The following is an 18,256-nucleotide window of genomic DNA, read 5'->3' as shown; positions in this document are numbered from 1 at the left end:
AAAATAGGGCAATTCCACATTTTTTACTTGACATGATAATTTCAGAATTGCTATAAAGTGCGTATGTGCTTTGAAAGCGCTCAAGCCCCGAGTATTCGGGCATTTCATCATCTTTATACGATAGGAAGGGACTAATTGTGAACAAGTCTGAATTGATCGAAGCAATTGCTCAAGAAGCCGGCATTTCCAAATCTGCTGCGCAAAAAGCTTTGGATGCTACTACTAATGCCGTAACCAACGCATTGAAAAGCGGCGACACTGTTACTCTGGTCGGTTTCGGTACTTTCTACGTCGGCGAACGCGCCGAACGTCAAGGCCGCAACCCAAAAACTGGCGAGCCTTTGACTATTGCTGCTGCTAAAACTCCTAAATTCCGTGCCGGTAAAGCATTGAAAGACGCTCTGTAATTTAGAGTCTTTCCCTGAATGGGAATAAAAAACCGATTTGATTCGGTTTTTTATTTTGAAGGCCGTCTGAAACCTTTCAGACGGCCTTTAGTTTGTTGAGTGCATAAAAAGGCTGAAATCCTAATGATAAAAGGATTTTAGCCTTTTTAGTTTATCTTGTTACATTTGATTTTTATATTTATATACCTTATCATTAAGGGAAACAATAACAGTATTCAAAACAAACCGCACTTATTGAAAGAAGTAGCGAATAGCCACTCATAACCAACCTTTCAAATGTGCCACACATTCGTCAGCACTTCTCACATTTCTAATAATCTGATTTTTAAAAACAAATGAAAAGAGAGGCTTATGTCTACCATTCCTTTGTCGCGCCTTAAAAAAGGCGCAGTCGTACATATTGATTCCATCGTTTCCAATCCTGTTTTTGGTGATTTGGATACCTTGGTAACCCGTCGCCTTGCAGATTTGGGTTTTTCCAGCGGAATGCCGTTGCAAGTGATTGCCGTGGGTGGTTTTGGGAGAGGCCCGTTTGCGGTACGTTTGGGTAACCAATCTCAATTTTCCCTGCGTTTGGAAGAGGCCGGGAAGATTATGTGTCGTATCGTTGAGGCCGTTTAAGGCCGTCTGAAAGAATAAGGAAAAATGATGGAACTAAGCTATTTTGCCTTGATTGGCGCGCCAAACTGCGGCAAAACCGTTTTGTTCAACGGTTTGACCGGCTCACATGCCAAGGTTGCCAATTATCCGGGCGTAACTGTCGATAAGCGCGAGGGCGCCTTCCTCGACGACGAGGCCGTCCGCATTATCGACCTGCCGGGCACATACAGCCTACGCACGACCAGCCCAGACGAAGCGGTGGCGAAAGATGTAATGGTAGGCAAGATGGGCATTCCGCCCGATGCCATTATTGCCGTTGCCGACGCGACCAACCTGCGTATGACCCTGCGCATGATTTTGGAACTGAAAACGCTGGGACTGCCTATGGTGGTGTCGCTGAATTTGAGCGACGTGGCCCGCAAAAGGGGCTTGAATATCGACGCGGCCAAACTGAGCGAGTTGTTGGATGCACCTGTTTTGGAAACAGTTGCAGTGAGCGCGTCGGGCGTACAGGCTGTACGCGAAGCCGTGGCGAAGCTGCCGCGCAAACGCTCTTTCCCCGCAAACCCCACCTCTGCCGAACGCACGCTCGATGCGCTGGATAGCGACAAACTTTATCAAGAAGTCGAATCGATTTTGGCACAAGTGGTACGCACCCAGATGACGCTGCCCGCATGGCACAAAAAACTCGACGACATCGTGCTGCACCCCGTCTGGGGCATGATTATGCTGCTGGTCATCCTGTTTATGGTGTTCCAAGCGGTTTACACATGGGCGGCGCCGATTATGGACGCCATCGAAGGCGGCTTTACCGCGCTGGGCGAATGGATAGGCGCCAACATGGAGCCGGGCATCCTCAGCGACTTGCTCGTCAACGGCGTCATTGCCGGTTTGGGTAGCGTGTTGGTGTTCCTGCCGCAGATTACGATTTTGTTTGCCTTTATCCTGCTTTTGGAAGACTCGGGCTATCTGCCGCGTGCAGCCTTCCTGTTGGATAACATCATGGCAAAAAGCGGTTTGTCCGGCCGTTCGTTTATTCCCCTTTTGTCCAGCTTTGCCTGTGCCGTTCCTGCCGTGATGTCGGCGCGAACCATTAACGACCCGCGCGAACGCCTTGTTACCATCGCGGTTGCGCCGTTGCTGACTTGTTCCGCACGTTTGCCGGTGTATGCGCTGATTATCGCCGCTGTTATTCCTGACCGTACAGTGGGTGGGATTTTCAACCTGCAAGGCCTGACATTGTTTATTCTTTATATCGTAGGCATTCTGTCGGCCGCATTGGCAGCGTATATCATGAAACGCTTGGCGCGGATGAAAGGCAATGTGCAACAATTCCCGCTTTTGATGGAATTGCCGACTTTCCGTACGCCTAACTTCAAACACATCATGACCAGCTTGTGGGATAGGGTAAAAGCCTTCCTGAAACGCGCGGGTACCATCATTTTTGCGTTGGCCGTGGTTCTGTGGGGCTTGGTAAGCTGGCCGCAACCGCCTGAAGGCGCAACCGGTGCCGCCATCGATTACAGCTTGGCAGGTACGCTTGGTCATGCTATTCAGCCGTTTTTTGCACCTTTAGGCTTTACTTGGGAAATGTGTATCGCCATGATTCCGGGTATTGCCGCGCGCGAAGTAGTCGTTGCCGCATTGGGTACCGTTTATGCCGTCAGCGCGTCGTCTGAAGATGCAGTACAAAACGCTTTGATTCCTATTATACACAACAACTGGGGCCTGCCGACTGCCTTTGCCTTCTTGGCTTGGTATGTGTATGCTCCGATGTGTGCCGCGACTTTGGCCGTAATTAAACGCGAAACCAAATCCACGAAAAATATGCTTATGATTACAGGCTATTTGTTCCTGATGGCTTATTTTGCCGCATTCGTGGTTTACCAAATTTCTTCAAGGATATTATCGTCATGACTCAATATATTATCGTCGGCTTGATTATGCTCGCCTGCGTATTCTTCCTCTTGCGAAAATTCGTGTTCAAACCGAAAAAACGCGACTGCAGCAGCGGCTGTGGCAAATGTGGTGGTTGCGGTTAAATATTGATAACCAGAAAGAATAAAGGTCGTCTGAAAAGAGGTTTCAGACGACCTTTTTAACGCAAACCGTTATAATAACGCCCCATCCATTTACACAATACATTCATTCCATAAAGTCATGAAAACCTTGCTCCAACTCCAAAGCGCTGCACAAAATTTCGCCGACCACTATAAAAACCAAACCGATGAACGCCGTGAAAAAGACACTTTTTGGAATGAATTTTTTGCGATTTTCGGCATTGACCGCAAAAACGTCGTCCACTTCGAATATGCCGTTAAAGACCCGAGCAACAACACCCAATTTGTCGATGTCTTTTGGGAAGGCATCTTCTTGGCAGAACACAAATCCGCCAACAAAAACCTAGCCAAAGCCAAAGAACAGGCGGAGCGTTATTTGCAGGAAATCGAGCGCACCAAGCCGTCTGCCTTACCTGAATATTACGCCGTCAGCGATTTTGCCCATTTCCACCTTTATCGTCGCGAGCCTCAAGAAAGCGCGGAAAACCAATGGCAATTCCCGTTGGAAGCATTGCCCGAATACATTACGCGCGGCGTTTTTGACTTTATGTTCGGCATCGAAGCCAAAGTCCGCCAAATTCAAGAAGAGGCCAACATTCAAGCGGCGACGGCCATTGGCAGACTGCACGATGCCTTGCAGGAAGAGGGCATTTACGAAGAACACGAACTCAGGCTCTTCATCACGCGCCTGCTTTTCCTCTTTTTTGCCGACGACAGCGCCGTTTTCCAGCGCAACTACCTCTTTCAAGACTTTTTAGAAAGCTGCAAAGAGGCCGATACGCTCGGCGACAAGCTCAATCAACTCTTTGAATTCCTCAACACACCCGACCAAAAGCGCAGCAAGACCCAAAGCGAAAAATTTAAAGGTTTTGAATACGTCAACGGCGGCCTTTTCAAAGAACGCCTGCGCACTTTCGACTTCACTGCCAAGCAGCACCGCGCCTTAATCGACTGCGGCAATTTCGATTGGCGCAACATCAGTCCAGAAATCTTCGGCACACTCTTCCAATCCGTCATGGACGCGCAAGAGCGGCGCGAAGCAGGCGCACACTACACCGAAGCCGCCAACATCGACAAAGTCATCAACGGCCTTTTTTTAGAAAACCTGCGCGCCGAATTTGAAGCCGTCAAAGCCCTCAAACGCGACAAAGCCAAAAAACTCGCCGCCTTCTACCAAAAAATCCAAAACCTGCAATTCCTCGACCCGGCCTGCGGCTGCGGCAATTTCCTTATCGTTGCCTACGATCGCATCCGCGCCCTTGAAGACGACATCATCGCCGAAGCCCTCAAAGACAAAGCAGGCGGCTTATTCGACAGCCCGTCCGTCCAATGCCGTCTGAAACAATTCCACGGCATCGAAATAGACGAATTCGCCGTCCTTATCGCCCGTACCGCCATGTGGCTCAAAAACCACCAATGCAACATCCGCACGCAAATCCGCTTCGACGGCGAAGTCGCCTGCCATACGCTGCCGCTCGAAGATGCCGCCGAAGTCATCCACGCCAACAGCCTTCGCACACCTTGGCAGGCGGCGGACTACATCTTCGGCAATCCGCCCTTTATCGGCTCGACTTACCAAACCAAAGAGCAGAAAAACGACCTCGAAAGCATCTGCGGCAATATCAAAGGCTACGGCCTGTTGGATTACGTCTGCAACTGGTATGTCAAAGCTGCCGGCATCATGGCGCAGAATCCCCAAGTTCAGACGGCATTCGTTTCCACCAATTCCATCTGCCAAGGCCAGCAGGTCGAAATCCTTTGGGGCAGCCTTTTGAACCAAGGCATCGAAATCAACTTTGCCCACCGTACCTTCCAATGGACGAGCCAAGCCGCAGGCAAAGCCGCCGTCCATTGCATCATCGTCGGCTTCCGCCAAAAGCCGCAAATGCCGTCTGAAAACTGTGGCGCAAACGCTTCAGAAAATTCCGCTCTGCCCAAATACCTCTACGACTATCCCGACATCAAAGGCGAACCCCAAAAACACGCCGTAGCCAACATCAATCCTTATCTGATTGATGCGCCCGATTTGATTATTACCAAGCGCAAAACCCAAATCAGCAGGGAAAATGAAATGTGCAAAGGCAATCAACCGACCGACGGTGGCAACCTTATCCTTTCCACTGATGAAAAAGAAGCTTTGATTGCCGCCGAACCATTAGCGGAACAATACATCCGCCCCTTTATCGGCGCCGAGGAATTTATCAACGGCAAAACCCGTTGGTGCCTGTGGTTTCACGGCGTATCCGACGTCAAACGCAATCACGACCTGAAACAGATGCCCAAAGTCCAAGCCCGTATTCTGGCGGTCAAAGCCATGCGCGAAGCCAGCAGAAAAGCCGCCACGCAGAAAAAAGCGGCTACCTCGTGGCTCTTCGACGAAATCCGCCAGCCTTCAGACGGCAATTTTCTGATTATTCCACGCGTATCTTCTGAAAGCCGCCGTTTCGTCCCCATCGGTTATCTGTCGCATCAAATCATCATCAGCGATTCATCGTTTATGCTTCCAAACGCCACCCTCTACCACTTCGGCATCCTCTGCTCAACCATGCACAATGCCTTTATGCGTACCGTTGCAGGCCGCCTGGAAAGTCGTTACCGCTACTCTAATACCGTCGTGTACAACAACTTTCCCTTCCCAGAAAGCTGCTGTAAACCCGACGATGACGAAACTGCCTGTCAGGAAGCTTCGGGCAAAAAAGGCGAAACGCCAAGGCCGTCTGAAAACAATCCCCTCCGTTCTGCCATCGAAGCTGCCGCCCAAGCCATCTTCGACATTCGCGAGAAATATCGCGCCGATGCGCTTGCTGACGATCTGCCTCCCCCTACGCTCGCCGAACTTTATGCGCCCGACGCAGGCTATCCCGACCTCGTCAAAGCACACGCCGCCCTCGACAAAGCCGTCGATAAAGCTTACGGCTACAAAAAAGGCAAAAACACCGACGACGAGGCAGAACGCGTTGCCTTCCTGTTTGATCTATACCGAAAGGCAATAGAAAGCGAAAACACCAAGCCGCCCAAAAAATCCAAATAAAGGCAAACGGCAAATCCGGCTTGGTTTATAGCCAAACTTGATTCGCCGAAAATATCGGTTTTCCCCATCCCATTATTTCATAACAAAAAGGCCGTCTGAAAACTTTTCAGACGGCCTTTTTTATTGCTCTATGGCTTTTCAGATTCAAAACTAGGTATCTAGGACTTAGCACTAAGATTTATTGAACGGGAAGTCTGAAATGTCCGGTGATGGTGTAGCGATAGAGGACATCGTCTTCACGGGTTCCCGAACCGATATTATGGATAATCAGGGGTCTGTCGCCGATTTTGCGGTCAGAGACAATGCCGATATGGGGACGGTTGCCTTTTAGTTCCCAAGTTACGATATCTCCGGCTTGATAGTCTGCATCTTGAACGGCCCAGCCTTGACGCGTGAAATAAGTCATTAGGTTAGGGACGCGGCGGTGGTCGATATTGGTATCAGGTTGTTTCAAACCCCAGCGTTTCGGATAGACGGAAAAATTCCGACTCATATCTTGATGAACAAGCTCTTGTAAATCGATATTTTGCTCACGCAATGCACGGATGACCACATCTGTGCAAACGCCTTTTTCCATCGGTACATCGCCCATTGGATATTTGAGCTTGGTGTAAGCAGGGTCGTAACGAAGGGTTTTGCCAATTTGGTTGCGCGCAGATTGTACGATTTGCGGTGATGGTTCTTCGGGTTCGGTAATTTCTTGTTGTAGGAAATCGGTATTAATACTTAGGATAGAATTGTGATTGCGGGCAAAAAATACAACTGTTGTAATCAGAAGGATAGAAAGCGCAATACTAAGAACTATGGGCTTAAAGGCTATTTTGTGTTTCATGATATATGCACGGCTTAGATGTTGTCTGCATTATTATCAGATTTTTGGGTGGGTTGGCAATGCATAATGGGAAAATGGTCTTGAGCAAGTATGTACGGGCAAATAATAGATGAGTGTTATTTGGGTATTACCAAAACATTTTTCGTAAATATAGATTTAAAATTGGCACATGATAAAAGGCCGTCTGAAAACTTTTCAGACGGCCTTGGCTATTGAAGAAGGCTTATTTCAAGGCTTCTAACAGCTTTCCGTGTATTCCGCCGAAACCGCCGTTGCTCATGACCAAAATATGATCGCCTGCTTCGGCATTTTTCACGATTTCGGCAACAAAGGCATCGAAGTCTTTGCCTACGTGCAGTTTGTCACCTAAAGGCGCGAGGGCTTCGGCGACGTCCCAGTCCACGCCGCCGGCGTAGCAGAATACTTGGTTTGCATCGTTTAAGCTTGCGGGCAGGGCGGCTTTCATGGTGCCGAGTTTCATAGTGTTAGAACGTGGCTCGAGGACGGCGAGGATGCGGGCATTACCGACACGTTGGCGCAGGCCTTCGATGGTGGTTTCGATGGCGGTCGGGTGGTGGGCAAAGTCGTCGTAAACAGTGATGCCGTTTACCGTACCTTTGATTTCCATACGGCGTTTGACGTTTTTAAACGCGCTCAAAGCTTCGCAGACCGTCTGAATATCGACGCCGGCATGACGTGCGGCAGAGATAACGGCGAGTGCGTTCATGCGGTTGTGTTCGCCCATCAGTTCCCACGCGACGTGTCCGACTGTTTCGCCGTGATGGCGTACGTCGAACGAGCCGTCGGCATGGACGGTACCAACCTGCCAGCCTTGTTCGGTACCAAATTTTTCTACGGGCGTCCAGCAGCCTTTGTCTAGAGTATCTTGCAGGCTTTGCTGCTGGCCGTTGCAGACAATGAGGCCTTCAGACGGCACGGTGCGTACGAGGTGGTGGAACTGGGTCTGTATCGCGCCCAAATCGGCGAAGATGTCGGCATGGTCGAATTCCAAATTGTTCAACACGGCGGTACGCGGACGGTAATGCACGAATTTGGAGCGTTTGTCAAAAAAGGCGGTATCGTATTCGTCGGCTTCGATAACGAAGAATGGGGATTTTGAGTTAGGGTCTTGGCGCGGCGTTTGCGGCAGACGGGCGGAAACGCTGAAGTTTTCCGGTACGCCGCCGATGAGGAAGCCCGGCGCGAGTCCGGCATATTCCAAGACCCATGCGAGCATGGAGGCTGTGGTCGTTTTGCCGTGTGTCCCTGCCACGCCGAGTACCCAGTGCCGGTGCAATACGTTTTCAGCCAGCCATTGTGGGCCGGAAGTATAAGGCAGGCCTTTGTTCAAAATGGCTTCAATCACATCCATGCCGCGTTTGGCAACATTACCGATAACGTAAATATCGGCTTTAAATTCGTCTAATTGAGCAGCATCAAAGCCTTCGTGTACGTCAATGCCCAAGGCTTCAAGCTGGGTACTCATCGGCGGATACATCTTGGCGTCGCAACCGCTGACTTTAAAACCTGCTTCTTTGGCAATAGCCGCTACGCCGCCCATAAATGTGCCGCCGATACCGATAATGTGGATGTGTTTCATGATAAGACTGTCTTTGGATAAATTAATTTTAAAGCCGTCATTATAACGGAGTTTGGATAAAGGGGTCGTCTGAAAAGTAAAGCGGCAATTAAGAATAGGGAAAAATATGGGGGATTTGATTTTAGAAGTAGGGCGTTGAGGTTTTTAAGTATGGGATTGGGTAATTTATTTTTTGGAAAGAGTTATTTGATACGGTAAAGTCGTTCATGAAGGTCAAGGGAAGCATTGCCTTGAATTCCTCCATACTTGATGGCGTGAGGTTTTCGGTAACCAGTTTATTTGGATAGACTTTAGAAAATGGATGGTTGTTGTTATTAAAATAATGCCGTCTGAGAAATAAGTCTTGATTAAAACAAGTCATGACTTTTTTCAGACGGCATTTGTATTCTGTATTTTGCGATTTCTATTAAAGCGCTGCTTCCGAGCGTTCACCGGTACGGATACGGATGGCTTCTTCAACCGGATAAATAAAGATTTTACCGTCACCGATTTTGCCGGAATGTGCGGTTTCTAAAATGGCATCAACAGCTTGATCGACTTTATCGTCAGCCAATACCAATTCGATTTTTACTTTAGGCAGGAAATCAACCGCGTATTCTGCGCCGCGATAAATTTCCGTATGGCCTTTTTGGCGGCCAAAGCCTTTCACTTCGCTAACAGTCATGCCGGTAATGCCGATTTCAGTCAGGATTTCGCGTACATCGTCGAGTTTGAAAGGTTTGATAATAGCTTCGATTTTTTTCATATTGAGTCTCCTTATTTGCGAAAAGGCCGTCTGAAACATTCAGACGGCCTTTGTTCCATCAAGTTCGTTCAAATTTTATTTGAGTGAACTTATTTCTTTTTCTGAGCCGGCAGGTCGGTACATACGCCCAATGCCACTTCCGCAGCCATACCGATGGATTCGCCCAGGGTTGGGTGTGGGTGGATGGTTTTACCGATATCGGCTGCATCACAGCCCATTTCAATCGCCAAGCAGACTTCGCCAATCATATCGCCACCGTTAGGACCAACGATACCGCCACCGATGATGCGGCCGGTTTCAGCATCAAAAATGAGCTTAGTGAAACCATTGTCGCAACCGTTGGCAATTGCACGGCCAGAAGCAGCCCATGGGAAGTTGGCTTTGGTGATTTTGCGGCCGGAGGCTTTGGCAGACAACTCGGTTTCACCAACCCATGCCACTTCAGGAGAAGTGTAGGCAACGCCCGGAATAACGCGCGCGTCGAAGTAGGCTTTGTGGCCGGCACAGTTTTCAGCGGCAACGTGGCCTTCGTGAACGGCTTTGTGTGCCAACATCGGTTGACCGACGATATCGCCGATAGCGTAGATGTGCGGCACGTTGGTGCGCATTTGTTTGTCCACTTCGATAAAGCCGCGGTCAGTTACGGCAACACCGGCTTTCTCAGCGCTGATCAGTTTGCCGTTAGGCGCACGACCGGCAGCTACCAGTACGGCATCGTAACGTTGTGGCTCTTTAGGCGCATTTGTACCTTCGAAGGTAACGTAAACACCGTCTTCTTTAGGCTCAACAGCAACAGTTTTGGTGTTGATCATGATGTTGTCAAAACGGTATTCGTTTTGTTTTTGCCATACTTTAACCAAGTCGCGGTCTGCGCCTTGCATCAGGCCGTCCATCATTTCAACAACATCCAGGCGAGAACCCAGAGTGCTGTAAACCGTACCCATTTCGAGACCGATAATACCGCCGCCGATGATCAACAGTTTGCCCGGTACTTCTTTCAGAGCCAGTGCACCGCTGGAATCGATGATGCGTGGATCTTCAGGAATGAAAGGCAGTTTGGTTACGCGGCTACCTGCTGCAATGATACAGTTTTTGAAGGCAACGATTTTTTTCTCGCCGGTAGGAGTCGCTTGCTCGTATACGTCGCCGGTAGTCAGCGACACTTCCAAGTGGTGCGGATCTAAGAATTGGCCGTCGCCTTGGATAACGTCTACTTTACGGCCTTTGGCCATACCTGCTAAACCGGTGGTCAGACGGGAAACCACGCCGTCTTTGTAGCCGCGCAGCATGTCGATATCGAGTTCAGGCTCAGGGTATTTGATACCGTTGGCAGCCAAGTGACGTACTTCATCGATAACGGCAGCGTTGTGCAACAGGGCTTTGGAAGGGATACAGCCGACGTTCAAGCAAACGCCGCCCAAAGTTTTGTAACGCTCGACGATGGCAACTTTCAAGCCTTCGTCAGCAGCGGCAAATGCAGCAGAATAACCGCCAGGGCCGCCACCCAATACAACTACGTCGTATTCGGCATCGGCAGAACCGCCAAATTGAGCAGCTTGAGGAGCAGGAGGGGCTTCTTGTGCAGGAGCAGCTGGTGCTTCGGCTTTAGGAGCGGCAGCCGCACCTTCGGCTTCAACGACTGCAATCAAGCCGCCTTCGGAGATTTTGTCACCCACTTTAACTTTAACTTCTTTAACGACACCTGCAACTTCGGCAGGTACGTCCATAGTCGCTTTATCGGTTTCCAAAGTAATCAGGGTATCGTCCACGGCAATGGTGTCACCTACATTTACTTCAACCGCAATAATATCTACGTTTTCGTGACCGCCAATGTCGGGCACTTTTAATTCAACTAAGCTCATGTCTAATCTTTCTGAATGATGTTCGGACTTCTTTTTTCAGACGGCCTGAGTAAAAAGGCCGTCTGAAAATGCTCGGATTACAGGGTAATGCGGCGGAAGTCTTTCAACAGGTTAGCCAGGAATACGGTAAAGCGCATACCGGCGGCACCGTCGATGACGCGGTGGTCGAAGGACAGGCTCAATGGGCACATCAGGCGAGGAGCGAATTCTTTGCCGTTCCAAACCGGTTTGATTTGGGATTTGCACACGCCCAAGATAGCAACTTCAGGAGCATTCACGATTGGCGTGAAGCCTGTACCGCCGATACCGCCCAAGCTGGAAATGGTAAAGCATGCGCCTTGCATTTCTTGTGGCTTGAGCTTGCCTTCGCGAGCTTTTTTAGACAATTCGGTCAGCTCTTGGCTGATTTGTTTCAAGCCTTTTTGATCCACGTCTTTGATGACTGGAACAACCAAGCCGTTTGGCGTGTCGGCTGCGAAACCGATGTTGAAGTAGTTTTTCAGCACCAAGTTGTCGCCATCCAGAGAGGCGTTGAATTCAGGGAAGGCTTTCAGCGCAGCAACAGAGGCTTTGATGATGAACGCCAATGGAGACAGTTTCACGCCTTCGCGTTCCCATTCTTTGTTCAGCTGTTTGCGGAATTCTTCCAATTCGGTCATGTCCGCTTCTTCGTGTACGGTAACGTGAGGAATCACAACCCAGTTGCGAGACAGGTTTTGACCGGAGATTTTCTTAATACGAGACAGTTCTTTAACTTCGACGCTGCCGAATTTAGAGAAGTCAACTTTAGGCCATGGCAACAAGTCCAGACCACCGCCCAAAGAGGCAGCGGCAGGTTTGCCTGCACCGCTTTGCATAACGGATTTAACGAAGGCTTTAACGTCTTCGCCCATGATACGGCCTTTCAGACCGGTACCTTTGACTTGGCCCAAATCTACGCCCAATTCGCGAGCCAGTTTACGGGCAGAAGGACCTGCATGCGCTTTTGCAAATGCCACTTCGTCGATTTTGGCAGCAACAGGCGCAGGAGTAGCAGGTGCAGGTGCAGCGGCTGGTGCAGCAGGAGCCGGAGCGGCAGCTGGTGCAGGTGTGGCAGCTTGAGCGGCAGGAGCAGGGGCTGCTGCGGCAGAGCCGGCAGTTTCTACTTCGATAATGGCAGAGCCTTCGGATACTTTGTCGCCAACTTTCAGGAATACGGCTTTAACTACACCGGCTTCGGTACATGGTACGTCCATGGTGGCTTTGTCGGTTTCCAAAGTAATCAGGGTGTCGTCAACGGCAACAGTGTCGCCGACTTTAACTTCAACGGCAATAATGTCTACGTCAGAGTGGCCGCCGATATCAGGTACAACAACTTGTACGGTAGCGCCACCGGCAGGAGCGGCTGCAGGCGCAGCAGCTGGAGCAGCAGGAGCTTCTGCTGCAGGAGCCGGAGCGGCATCAGCAGCGGCAGCACCGGTTTCAACGGTCAGAATCACGCCGCCTTCAGAGATTTTATCGCCCACTTTAACTTTAACTTCTTTCACGACGCCGGCTGCATCAGCAGGTACATCCATAGTGGCTTTATCGGTTTCCAACGTAATCAGGGTGTCGTCAACGGCGATGGTGTCGCCCGCTTTGACTTCTACGGCGATGATGTCGACGTTTTCATGACCGCCGATATCAGGGACTTTGATTTCTACGATACTCATTTGAGTTCCTTTAACATTTTCAGTTTGATGTCGTCTGAAAACTGTTTCTTACGACATCGGTACAGTTTGTTCAAACCATTCAAGTATTCGGTTTTCAGACGGCCTGATGTCTGAATGAAGCAAACAGGCCGTCTGAAACATCAATTAGCGTTTCCAGCTAGGAGCTGAATCGGCTTTGATACCATATTTTTCAATGGCTTGTTGAACGGTTTCTTTGCTGACTTTGCCTTGCTCGGCCAATGCGCTCAATGCAGCAACGGCAACGTTGTAGCGGTCAACTTCGAAGAAGCTGCGCAGGTTGGCGCGGCTGTCGGAGCGACCGAAGCCGTCAGTACCCAAGACGTGGTAGTCGTTAGGGATGTAGGCGCGGATACGGTCGGCATAGCTGCGGATGTAGTCGGTAGCGGCAATAACCGGACCGTCATGACCTTGCAGTTGAGAAGTAACAAACGGTACTTTTGCAGTTTCCAATGGGTTCAGACGATTGAAGCGTTCCACTTCGATGGCATCGCGGTGCAGCTGGTTGAATGATGGGCAAGACCAGATGTCTGCTTCTACGCCAAAGTCGGCTTTCAACAATTCGGCACCGGCAATTACTTCTTGCAGGATGGTACCGGAACCCATCAATTGGACTTTTTTATCGCCTTTGCCGCCGGCTTTCAGCAAGTACATACCTTTCAGGATGTCTTGTTCTACGCCTTCAGGCATGTCCGGATGAGTGTAGTTTTCATTCATCAGGGTGATGTAGTAGAACACGTCTTCGTGGTTAACATACATGCGGCGCAAGCCATCGTGTACGATAACGGCTACTTCATATTGGAATGTCGGATCGTAAGTTACACAGTTTGGAATCAAGTCTGCTTGAATGTGGCTGTGGCCGTCTTCGTGTTGCAAACCTTCGCCATTCAGTGTTGTACGGCCGGCTGTACCACCCAGCAGGAAACCTCGTGCATGCATATCGCCTGCTGCCCATGCCAAGTCGCCAACTCGTTGGAAACCGAACATAGAGTAGTAGATGTAGAAAGGAATCATGGCAAAGTCGTTGTTTGCGTAGCTGGTCGCAGCAGCAATCCAGTCAGCCATAGCACCTGGTTCGTTAATACCTTCTTGCAAGATTTGACCGTCAACAGATTCTTTATAGAACATCAGTTGGTCTTTATCTTGAGGAGTGTATTGTTGGCCTTTAGGGTTCCAAATACCGTATTGACGGAACATACCTTCCATACCGAACGTACGGCTTTCATCTGGAACAATAGGCACCACGCGTTTGCCGATTTTTTTGTCTTTCAGCAAAGTAGACAGGATGCGGACGAAAGCCATGGTGGTTGAGAATTCACGGTCACCGCTGGATTTCAGTTGGGCATCAAATGCTGACAACTCAGGCACTTCCAGAACTTCTTGGGTAGGTTTGCGTTGAGGCAGGTAGCCACCCAAAGATTCGCGACGTGCGTGCAGGTATTTGTACTCTTCGCTGTCAGGAGCAAAAGTCAGGTAAGGCAGGTCGCCACTGTCGATTTGCTCGTCAGTTACAGGAATGTCAAAGCGGTCACGGAATTGTTTCAGAGACGCTTTGTCCATTTTTTTGGCTTGGTGTGCAACGTTTTGACCTTCGCCGGATGCGCCCATGCCGTAACCTTTAATGGTTTTAGCCAAAATGACAGTAGGTTTGCCGTCAGCGTGGTTCACTGCGCGGTCGTAAGCGTTGTACACTTTTTGAGGATCATGGCCGCCGCGGTTCAATGCCCAAATTTGCTCATCAGTCATATCGGCGACCAATGCTTTCAGTTCAGGCGTATTGAAGAAGTGTTCGCGAACGTATGCACCGTCTTTGGATTTGTAAGTTTGGTAGTCACCGTCCAAGCACTCTTCCATACGTTTACGCAGGATGCCATCTTTGTCTTTTGCCAAGAGGCGGTCCCAACGACGACCCCAGATGACTTTCACAACATTCCAGCCTGCGCCGGCAAAGTTGCCTTCCAGCTCTTGAATGATTTTGCCGTTACCGCGTACTGGGCCGTCCAAACGTTGCAGGTTACAGTTGATGACGAATACTAAGTTGTCCAAGCCTTCGCGTGAAGCCAGAGCAATAGCACCTTGGCTTTCAGGTTCGTCCATTTCGCCGTCGCCACAGAATACCCATACTTTACGGCCTTTGGTTTTAGCCAGGCCGCGAGATTCCAAGTATTTTAGGAAACGGGCTTGGTAAATCGCCATCAATGGGCCAAGACCCATAGATACGGTTGGGAATTGCCAGAAGTCAGGCAACAGGTGAGGGTGAGGGTAAGAAGGCAGACCTTTACCGTCAACTTCTTGACGGAAGTTGTTCAATTGGTCTTCAGTCAGACGGCCTTCAACGAAAGCGCGTGCATAGATACCAGGGGCAACGTGGCCTTGGAAGAATACCAAATCGCCTTCTTCGCCTTCGCCTTTAGCTTTCCAGAAGTGGTTGAAGCCGACTTCATACATAGTGGCGGCTGATTGGAAAGATGCAATGTGTCCACCCAATTCCAAATCTTTTTTACCCGCGCGCAAAACGATAGCGGCAGCGTTCCAACGAACGAATGCACGGATGCGGTGTTCGATGTTTTGGTCGCCAGGGATGCCTTTTTCGTCTTCAACGGAAACGGTGTTCAAGTATGGAGTAGTGGTACCGTGAGGCATACGGATGCCTTTGTCACGGCTGTATTTGACCAAACTTTCCAGCAGATACTGGGCGCGCTCGCTGCCTTCATATTCTAAAACAGAGCTTAACGCGTCTAACCATTCTTTGGTTTCAATTGGGTCAACATCGTGTAATTGGGTGGACATAATATCTATCCTTGTGTTGAGTGTTTTCAATGACGGAGTATTACTCCGATATTTTCGTTTGCGAACATATGTGAGTTAAAAACGAAAATTCCTAGAGTCAAATTCGAAAAAAGTTTTAATTACTGAAATATTTTCAATACGTTATAGCCATTGATGGAAAATCAGAAAGAATTGAACTTTTTACGAACCGGCTAACCTGCAAATGCTATCAGTAATTGGGCAAACTGGCAAATCATGCTGTAGATATTGATAGGATGTAAAGGTTGAAATAAGATTTTTTAAAAGAGTTATGGAGCTTGTTTTTAAATCGGGATATTGAGTGGGTACAGTAAAAAGTATCAGATATTTGAGTAAATGGATTCGAATACGAAAAATATTTTTCAAATTTTGTTGTGAATTGAAAGTTTATATTGGATTTAGGGTTTGAAAGGGAAAATTTAGATTATCTGATTCTTTGCAAAGAGGATAGGTCGTCTGAAAACTTTAAAGAGATTAAGAGGGAATGGGATTTGAAGATGACGATTATTGGGGAAGGGTAAATAAAAAAAATGACATGTACAGGCTGTTTAGTTTAGCTCTGACATGTCATTTATGTAGGAAGTTAGAATTTCAGACGGCCTTTAAGCGGCAGAAGCTTTTTGAGCGAACTGCTTCCATTGAGCCAAAAGCTCTTTGAGAACGTCTTGCTGTTCATGTCCATGTTGGATAGCTTCTTGCAGCCAAAAACATGCATTATTGATGTCTTTTTCTACGCCCATACCGTGATAATACAGACAGGCAAGATTATATTGAGCCATTGTGTCTCTTTGCTTGGCTGCTGCTTCAAACCATTTTGCAGCTTGGGCGTAGTCGACAGGTACACCTTGTCCGCTGTAATACATCATGCCAAGATTGGTTTGGGATTTGCTGTGCCCACGTTCTGCGGACTGATGGTATAGATCCAGTGCTTCAGCGTAATTTTGTTGGCGTTTTAAGCCATAGTGCGCTGCAAATGCCAGCTTGTATAGACGTTCAGCCTCTTGACGTTGGAGGGCGATTTCTTTCGTCAGTTCATAGTTTTGCTGGTTATTCAATGCGCTGTCAGACAGAAGTTTTTGGTAGGCGACAAGATTACCTAAATCAGCCGAGCGTTGATAATATTGACGCGCGGTGTCTGCATCAACTGCTCGTCCCAATCCATAACGATGGATATCACCTAAAAGACGCAAACCTTCCGGATCATTTTGATCCGCTGCAAATTTAGCGTGCTGATAGGCCTTTTGAGGGTCCCGCTCGGTGTTTTTACCCAATAGATAGATTTCGGCAAGTGCTACATGCGCATTGCTGTCACCTTGTTCGGCAGCTTTTTCAAACCATTCCAATGCTTCAGCAGGATTTGATGCGGCCAGGAGTTCTGCAAGAGAAGTTTGCGCCGGAACAATGTCGTAATCGGCGGCAATACGCAAATGTTCGATTGCTTTTTCAGGGTTTTGTGCAACACCTTGCCCCAATTTGTATTGAAGGCCGAGTTGCCAGTGTGCAGCAATAAATCCCTGTGCAGCGGATTGCTGATAAAGTTTATGGGAATATTCTAAATCAGGAGAGCTGGAATATTGGTAATGTTGGGCTAAGAAGTATTGTGCCTGAGGATTTTGCTGTTCGGCAGCTTTCAATGCCCATTTGACTGCTTCTTGGTCATTGCCGTTATCTGCATATAAACGCATCAGGCGCAGCTGGGCAGGAGCCAATCCTTCTTCGGCAAGCTCTTGATAGGCACCAACTAAGTCTTCTATTGCAATCCCTCTGCTTTCTTCTATTTGCAGAAGGTTGTAACGGGCATATGGGTGACCGGCTTGGGCAGCTTGTTTGAGATATGAGACAGCAATTGCTAAATCTTGCGCATTTTCGTGGTGTTCGATCAGGCATCCTGCCAGCTGAAATGCGGCCTCAACATGCCCGGCTTCTGCTGCTTCGCAGAGCAAAGGGATAGCTCGTGCAAAGTCAGGTGGGTCTTGAGTGATTAATTTTTCTGCAAGCAGAAAAGATTCTTCATATTGTTGAGCATTCATCGGTTTGCTTTTATATTTTGTGAAGGATTAAGAATAAAATAATCGGCCGACAGGGTGCGGCCGTTATGATTTTGTAATTTTGAGGTTATTTACAAAAACAGGCAACCGTATTTGTACTTTTATACTTAGAATAATGGAATAATTTGTTTTATGCTGCATAAATACAACAGAAGGATATGATAAAGTGGGTTAAAAAAATACTTCTGCTGTTTATTCAGTTTAAATTATTCGTTGTCCGGTTTTTTACGCCACAAAACAAGTAATTTACCAATATGTTGCACCAGTTGCGCACCCAGTGTTTCACACAGGGCATCACAAATTTCAATACGTTCAGCACGATCATCGCCAAAAACACGGACTTTAATCAATTCGTGCGCTGTCAATGCGGCATCGGTTTCTTTGATGACCGAGTCGGTCAAGCCTTGTTGGCCAACCATTACGACAGGATGGAGGTGATGTGCTTGGGCTTTCAAGGCTAAAATTTCTTTGGTGCTTAATTTGTTGTCGTTCATATTAATAAGTATCCAATTAAAAAGAATAATGGCTATATTGTACGCGATTTAGAACATTTA

General features: G+C 48.5%; 13 protein-coding genes. 5 read left to right on the top strand and 8 right to left on the bottom strand.

The genetic code is table 11. The annotated features are described in order from the left end of the window. Nucleotides 1-137 precede the first annotated feature (137 nt). From KCG54_RS06100 to KCG54_RS06080, 5 genes are all read left to right on the top strand, one after another. Complete coding sequence (locus KCG54_RS06100; protein WP_070625332.1) at nt 138-407, top strand: HU family DNA-binding protein; 270 nt, start codon at nt 138-140, stop codon at nt 405-407. Nucleotides 408-758: 351 nt separating this feature from the next. Next, the gene (locus tag KCG54_RS06095; RefSeq protein WP_049344802.1) at nt 759-1,028 is read left to right on the top strand and encodes a FeoA family protein; all 270 of its coding nucleotides are present in this window, start codon (nt 759-761) and stop codon (nt 1,026-1,028) included. Nucleotides 1,029-1,055: 27 nt separating this feature from the next. Next, nucleotides 1,056-2,924, top strand: coding sequence for a ferrous iron transporter B (gene feoB, locus KCG54_RS06090; RefSeq protein WP_254324992.1), 1,869 nt, complete (start codon nt 1,056-1,058; stop codon nt 2,922-2,924). Beyond that, the gene (locus tag KCG54_RS06085) at nt 2,921-3,049 is read left to right on the top strand and encodes a FeoB-associated Cys-rich membrane protein (protein WP_003683546.1); all 129 of its coding nucleotides are present in this window, start codon (nt 2,921-2,923) and stop codon (nt 3,047-3,049) included. Before feoB ends, KCG54_RS06085 begins: the two co-directional genes overlap by 4 nt. 118 nt (nt 3,050-3,167) lie before the next feature. Beyond that, complete coding sequence (locus KCG54_RS06080; RefSeq protein WP_254323678.1) at nt 3,168-6,098, top strand: class I SAM-dependent DNA methyltransferase; 2,931 nt, start codon at nt 3,168-3,170, stop codon at nt 6,096-6,098. A gap of 178 nt (nt 6,099-6,276) precedes the next feature. Here KCG54_RS06080 and KCG54_RS06075 read toward each other — a convergent pair whose 3' ends face one another. The 8 genes from KCG54_RS06075 to yhbY form a co-directional block, all read right to left on the bottom strand. Continuing rightward, nucleotides 6,277-6,930 (bottom strand): DUF1287 domain-containing protein, encoded by a 654-nt coding sequence (locus KCG54_RS06075; RefSeq protein WP_254323677.1) that lies wholly within the window; start codon nt 6,928-6,930, stop codon nt 6,277-6,279. Nucleotides 6,931-7,153: 223 nt separating this feature from the next. Beyond that, nucleotides 7,154-8,530: a UDP-N-acetylmuramate:L-alanyl-gamma-D-glutamyl-meso-diaminopimelate ligase gene (gene mpl / locus KCG54_RS06070; RefSeq protein WP_254323676.1), complete on the bottom strand. Its 1,377-nt coding sequence runs from the start codon at nt 8,528-8,530 to the stop codon at nt 7,154-7,156. Between the two features lie 406 nt (nt 8,531-8,936). Then, on the bottom strand, nt 8,937-9,275 hold the full coding sequence (locus tag KCG54_RS06065) for a P-II family nitrogen regulator (protein ID WP_003683576.1): 339 nt from the start codon (nt 9,273-9,275) through the stop codon (nt 8,937-8,939). An 89-nt stretch (nt 9,276-9,364) separates the two neighbouring features. Then, nucleotides 9,365-11,137, bottom strand: coding sequence for a dihydrolipoyl dehydrogenase (lpdA, locus tag KCG54_RS06060; RefSeq protein ID WP_254323675.1), 1,773 nt, complete (start codon nt 11,135-11,137; stop codon nt 9,365-9,367). Nucleotides 11,138-11,214: 77 nt separating this feature from the next. Then, nucleotides 11,215-12,828, bottom strand: coding sequence for a dihydrolipoyllysine-residue acetyltransferase (aceF, locus tag KCG54_RS06055; protein WP_254323674.1), 1,614 nt, complete (start codon nt 12,826-12,828; stop codon nt 11,215-11,217). A 144-nt stretch (nt 12,829-12,972) separates the two neighbouring features. Beyond that, the gene (aceE, locus tag KCG54_RS06050; protein WP_254323673.1) at nt 12,973-15,636 is read right to left on the bottom strand and encodes a pyruvate dehydrogenase (acetyl-transferring), homodimeric type; all 2,664 of its coding nucleotides are present in this window, start codon (nt 15,634-15,636) and stop codon (nt 12,973-12,975) included. 620 nt (nt 15,637-16,256) lie between these two features. After that, nucleotides 16,257-17,684, bottom strand: coding sequence for a tetratricopeptide repeat protein (locus KCG54_RS06045; protein WP_254323672.1), 1,428 nt, complete (start codon nt 17,682-17,684; stop codon nt 16,257-16,259). Between the two features lie 224 nt (nt 17,685-17,908). Next, on the bottom strand, nt 17,909-18,196 hold the full coding sequence (gene yhbY / locus KCG54_RS06040; RefSeq protein ID WP_254323671.1) for a ribosome assembly RNA-binding protein YhbY: 288 nt from the start codon (nt 18,194-18,196) through the stop codon (nt 17,909-17,911). Nucleotides 18,197-18,256: the final 60 nt, after the last annotated feature.

This window comes from Neisseria subflava (genome assembly GCF_024205705.1).
Taxonomy (GTDB): Bacteria; Pseudomonadota; Gammaproteobacteria; order Burkholderiales; family Neisseriaceae; genus Neisseria; species Neisseria subflava_D.
The sequence above is the reverse complement of the archived record's forward strand: the minus strand, read 5'-3'. Positions and strand labels throughout refer to the sequence as shown.

Excerpts from the sequence above, each read along its gene's own strand:
- KCG54_RS06095 (WP_049344802.1), top strand. The coding sequence starts at position 759 with ATGTCTACCATTCCTTTGTCGCGCCTTAAAAAAGGCGCAGTCGTACAT.
- feoB (WP_254324992.1), top strand. The coding sequence starts at position 1,056 with ATGGAACTAAGCTATTTTGCCTTGATTGGCGCGCCAAACTGCGGCAAA.
- KCG54_RS06085 (WP_003683546.1), top strand. The coding sequence starts at position 2,921 with ATGACTCAATATATTATCGTCGGCTTGATTATGCTCGCCTGCGTATTC.
- KCG54_RS06080 (WP_254323678.1), top strand. The coding sequence starts at position 3,168 with ATGAAAACCTTGCTCCAACTCCAAAGCGCTGCACAAAATTTCGCCGAC.
- KCG54_RS06075 (WP_254323677.1), bottom strand. The coding sequence starts at position 6,930 with ATGAAACACAAAATAGCCTTTAAGCCCATAGTTCTTAGTATTGCGCTT.
- mpl (WP_254323676.1), bottom strand. The coding sequence starts at position 8,530 with ATGAAACACATCCACATTATCGGTATCGGCGGCACATTTATGGGCGGC.
- KCG54_RS06065 (WP_003683576.1), bottom strand. The coding sequence starts at position 9,275 with ATGAAAAAAATCGAAGCTATTATCAAACCTTTCAAACTCGACGATGTA.
- lpdA (WP_254323675.1), bottom strand. The coding sequence starts at position 11,137 with ATGAGCTTAGTTGAATTAAAAGTGCCCGACATTGGCGGTCACGAAAAC.
- aceF (WP_254323674.1), bottom strand. The coding sequence starts at position 12,828 with ATGAGTATCGTAGAAATCAAAGTCCCTGATATCGGCGGTCATGAAAAC.
- aceE (WP_254323673.1), bottom strand. The coding sequence starts at position 15,636 with ATGTCCACCCAATTACACGATGTTGACCCAATTGAAACCAAAGAATGG.
- KCG54_RS06045 (WP_254323672.1), bottom strand. The coding sequence starts at position 17,684 with ATGAATGCTCAACAATATGAAGAATCTTTTCTGCTTGCAGAAAAATTA.
- yhbY (WP_254323671.1), bottom strand. The coding sequence starts at position 18,196 with ATGAACGACAACAAATTAAGCACCAAAGAAATTTTAGCCTTGAAAGCC.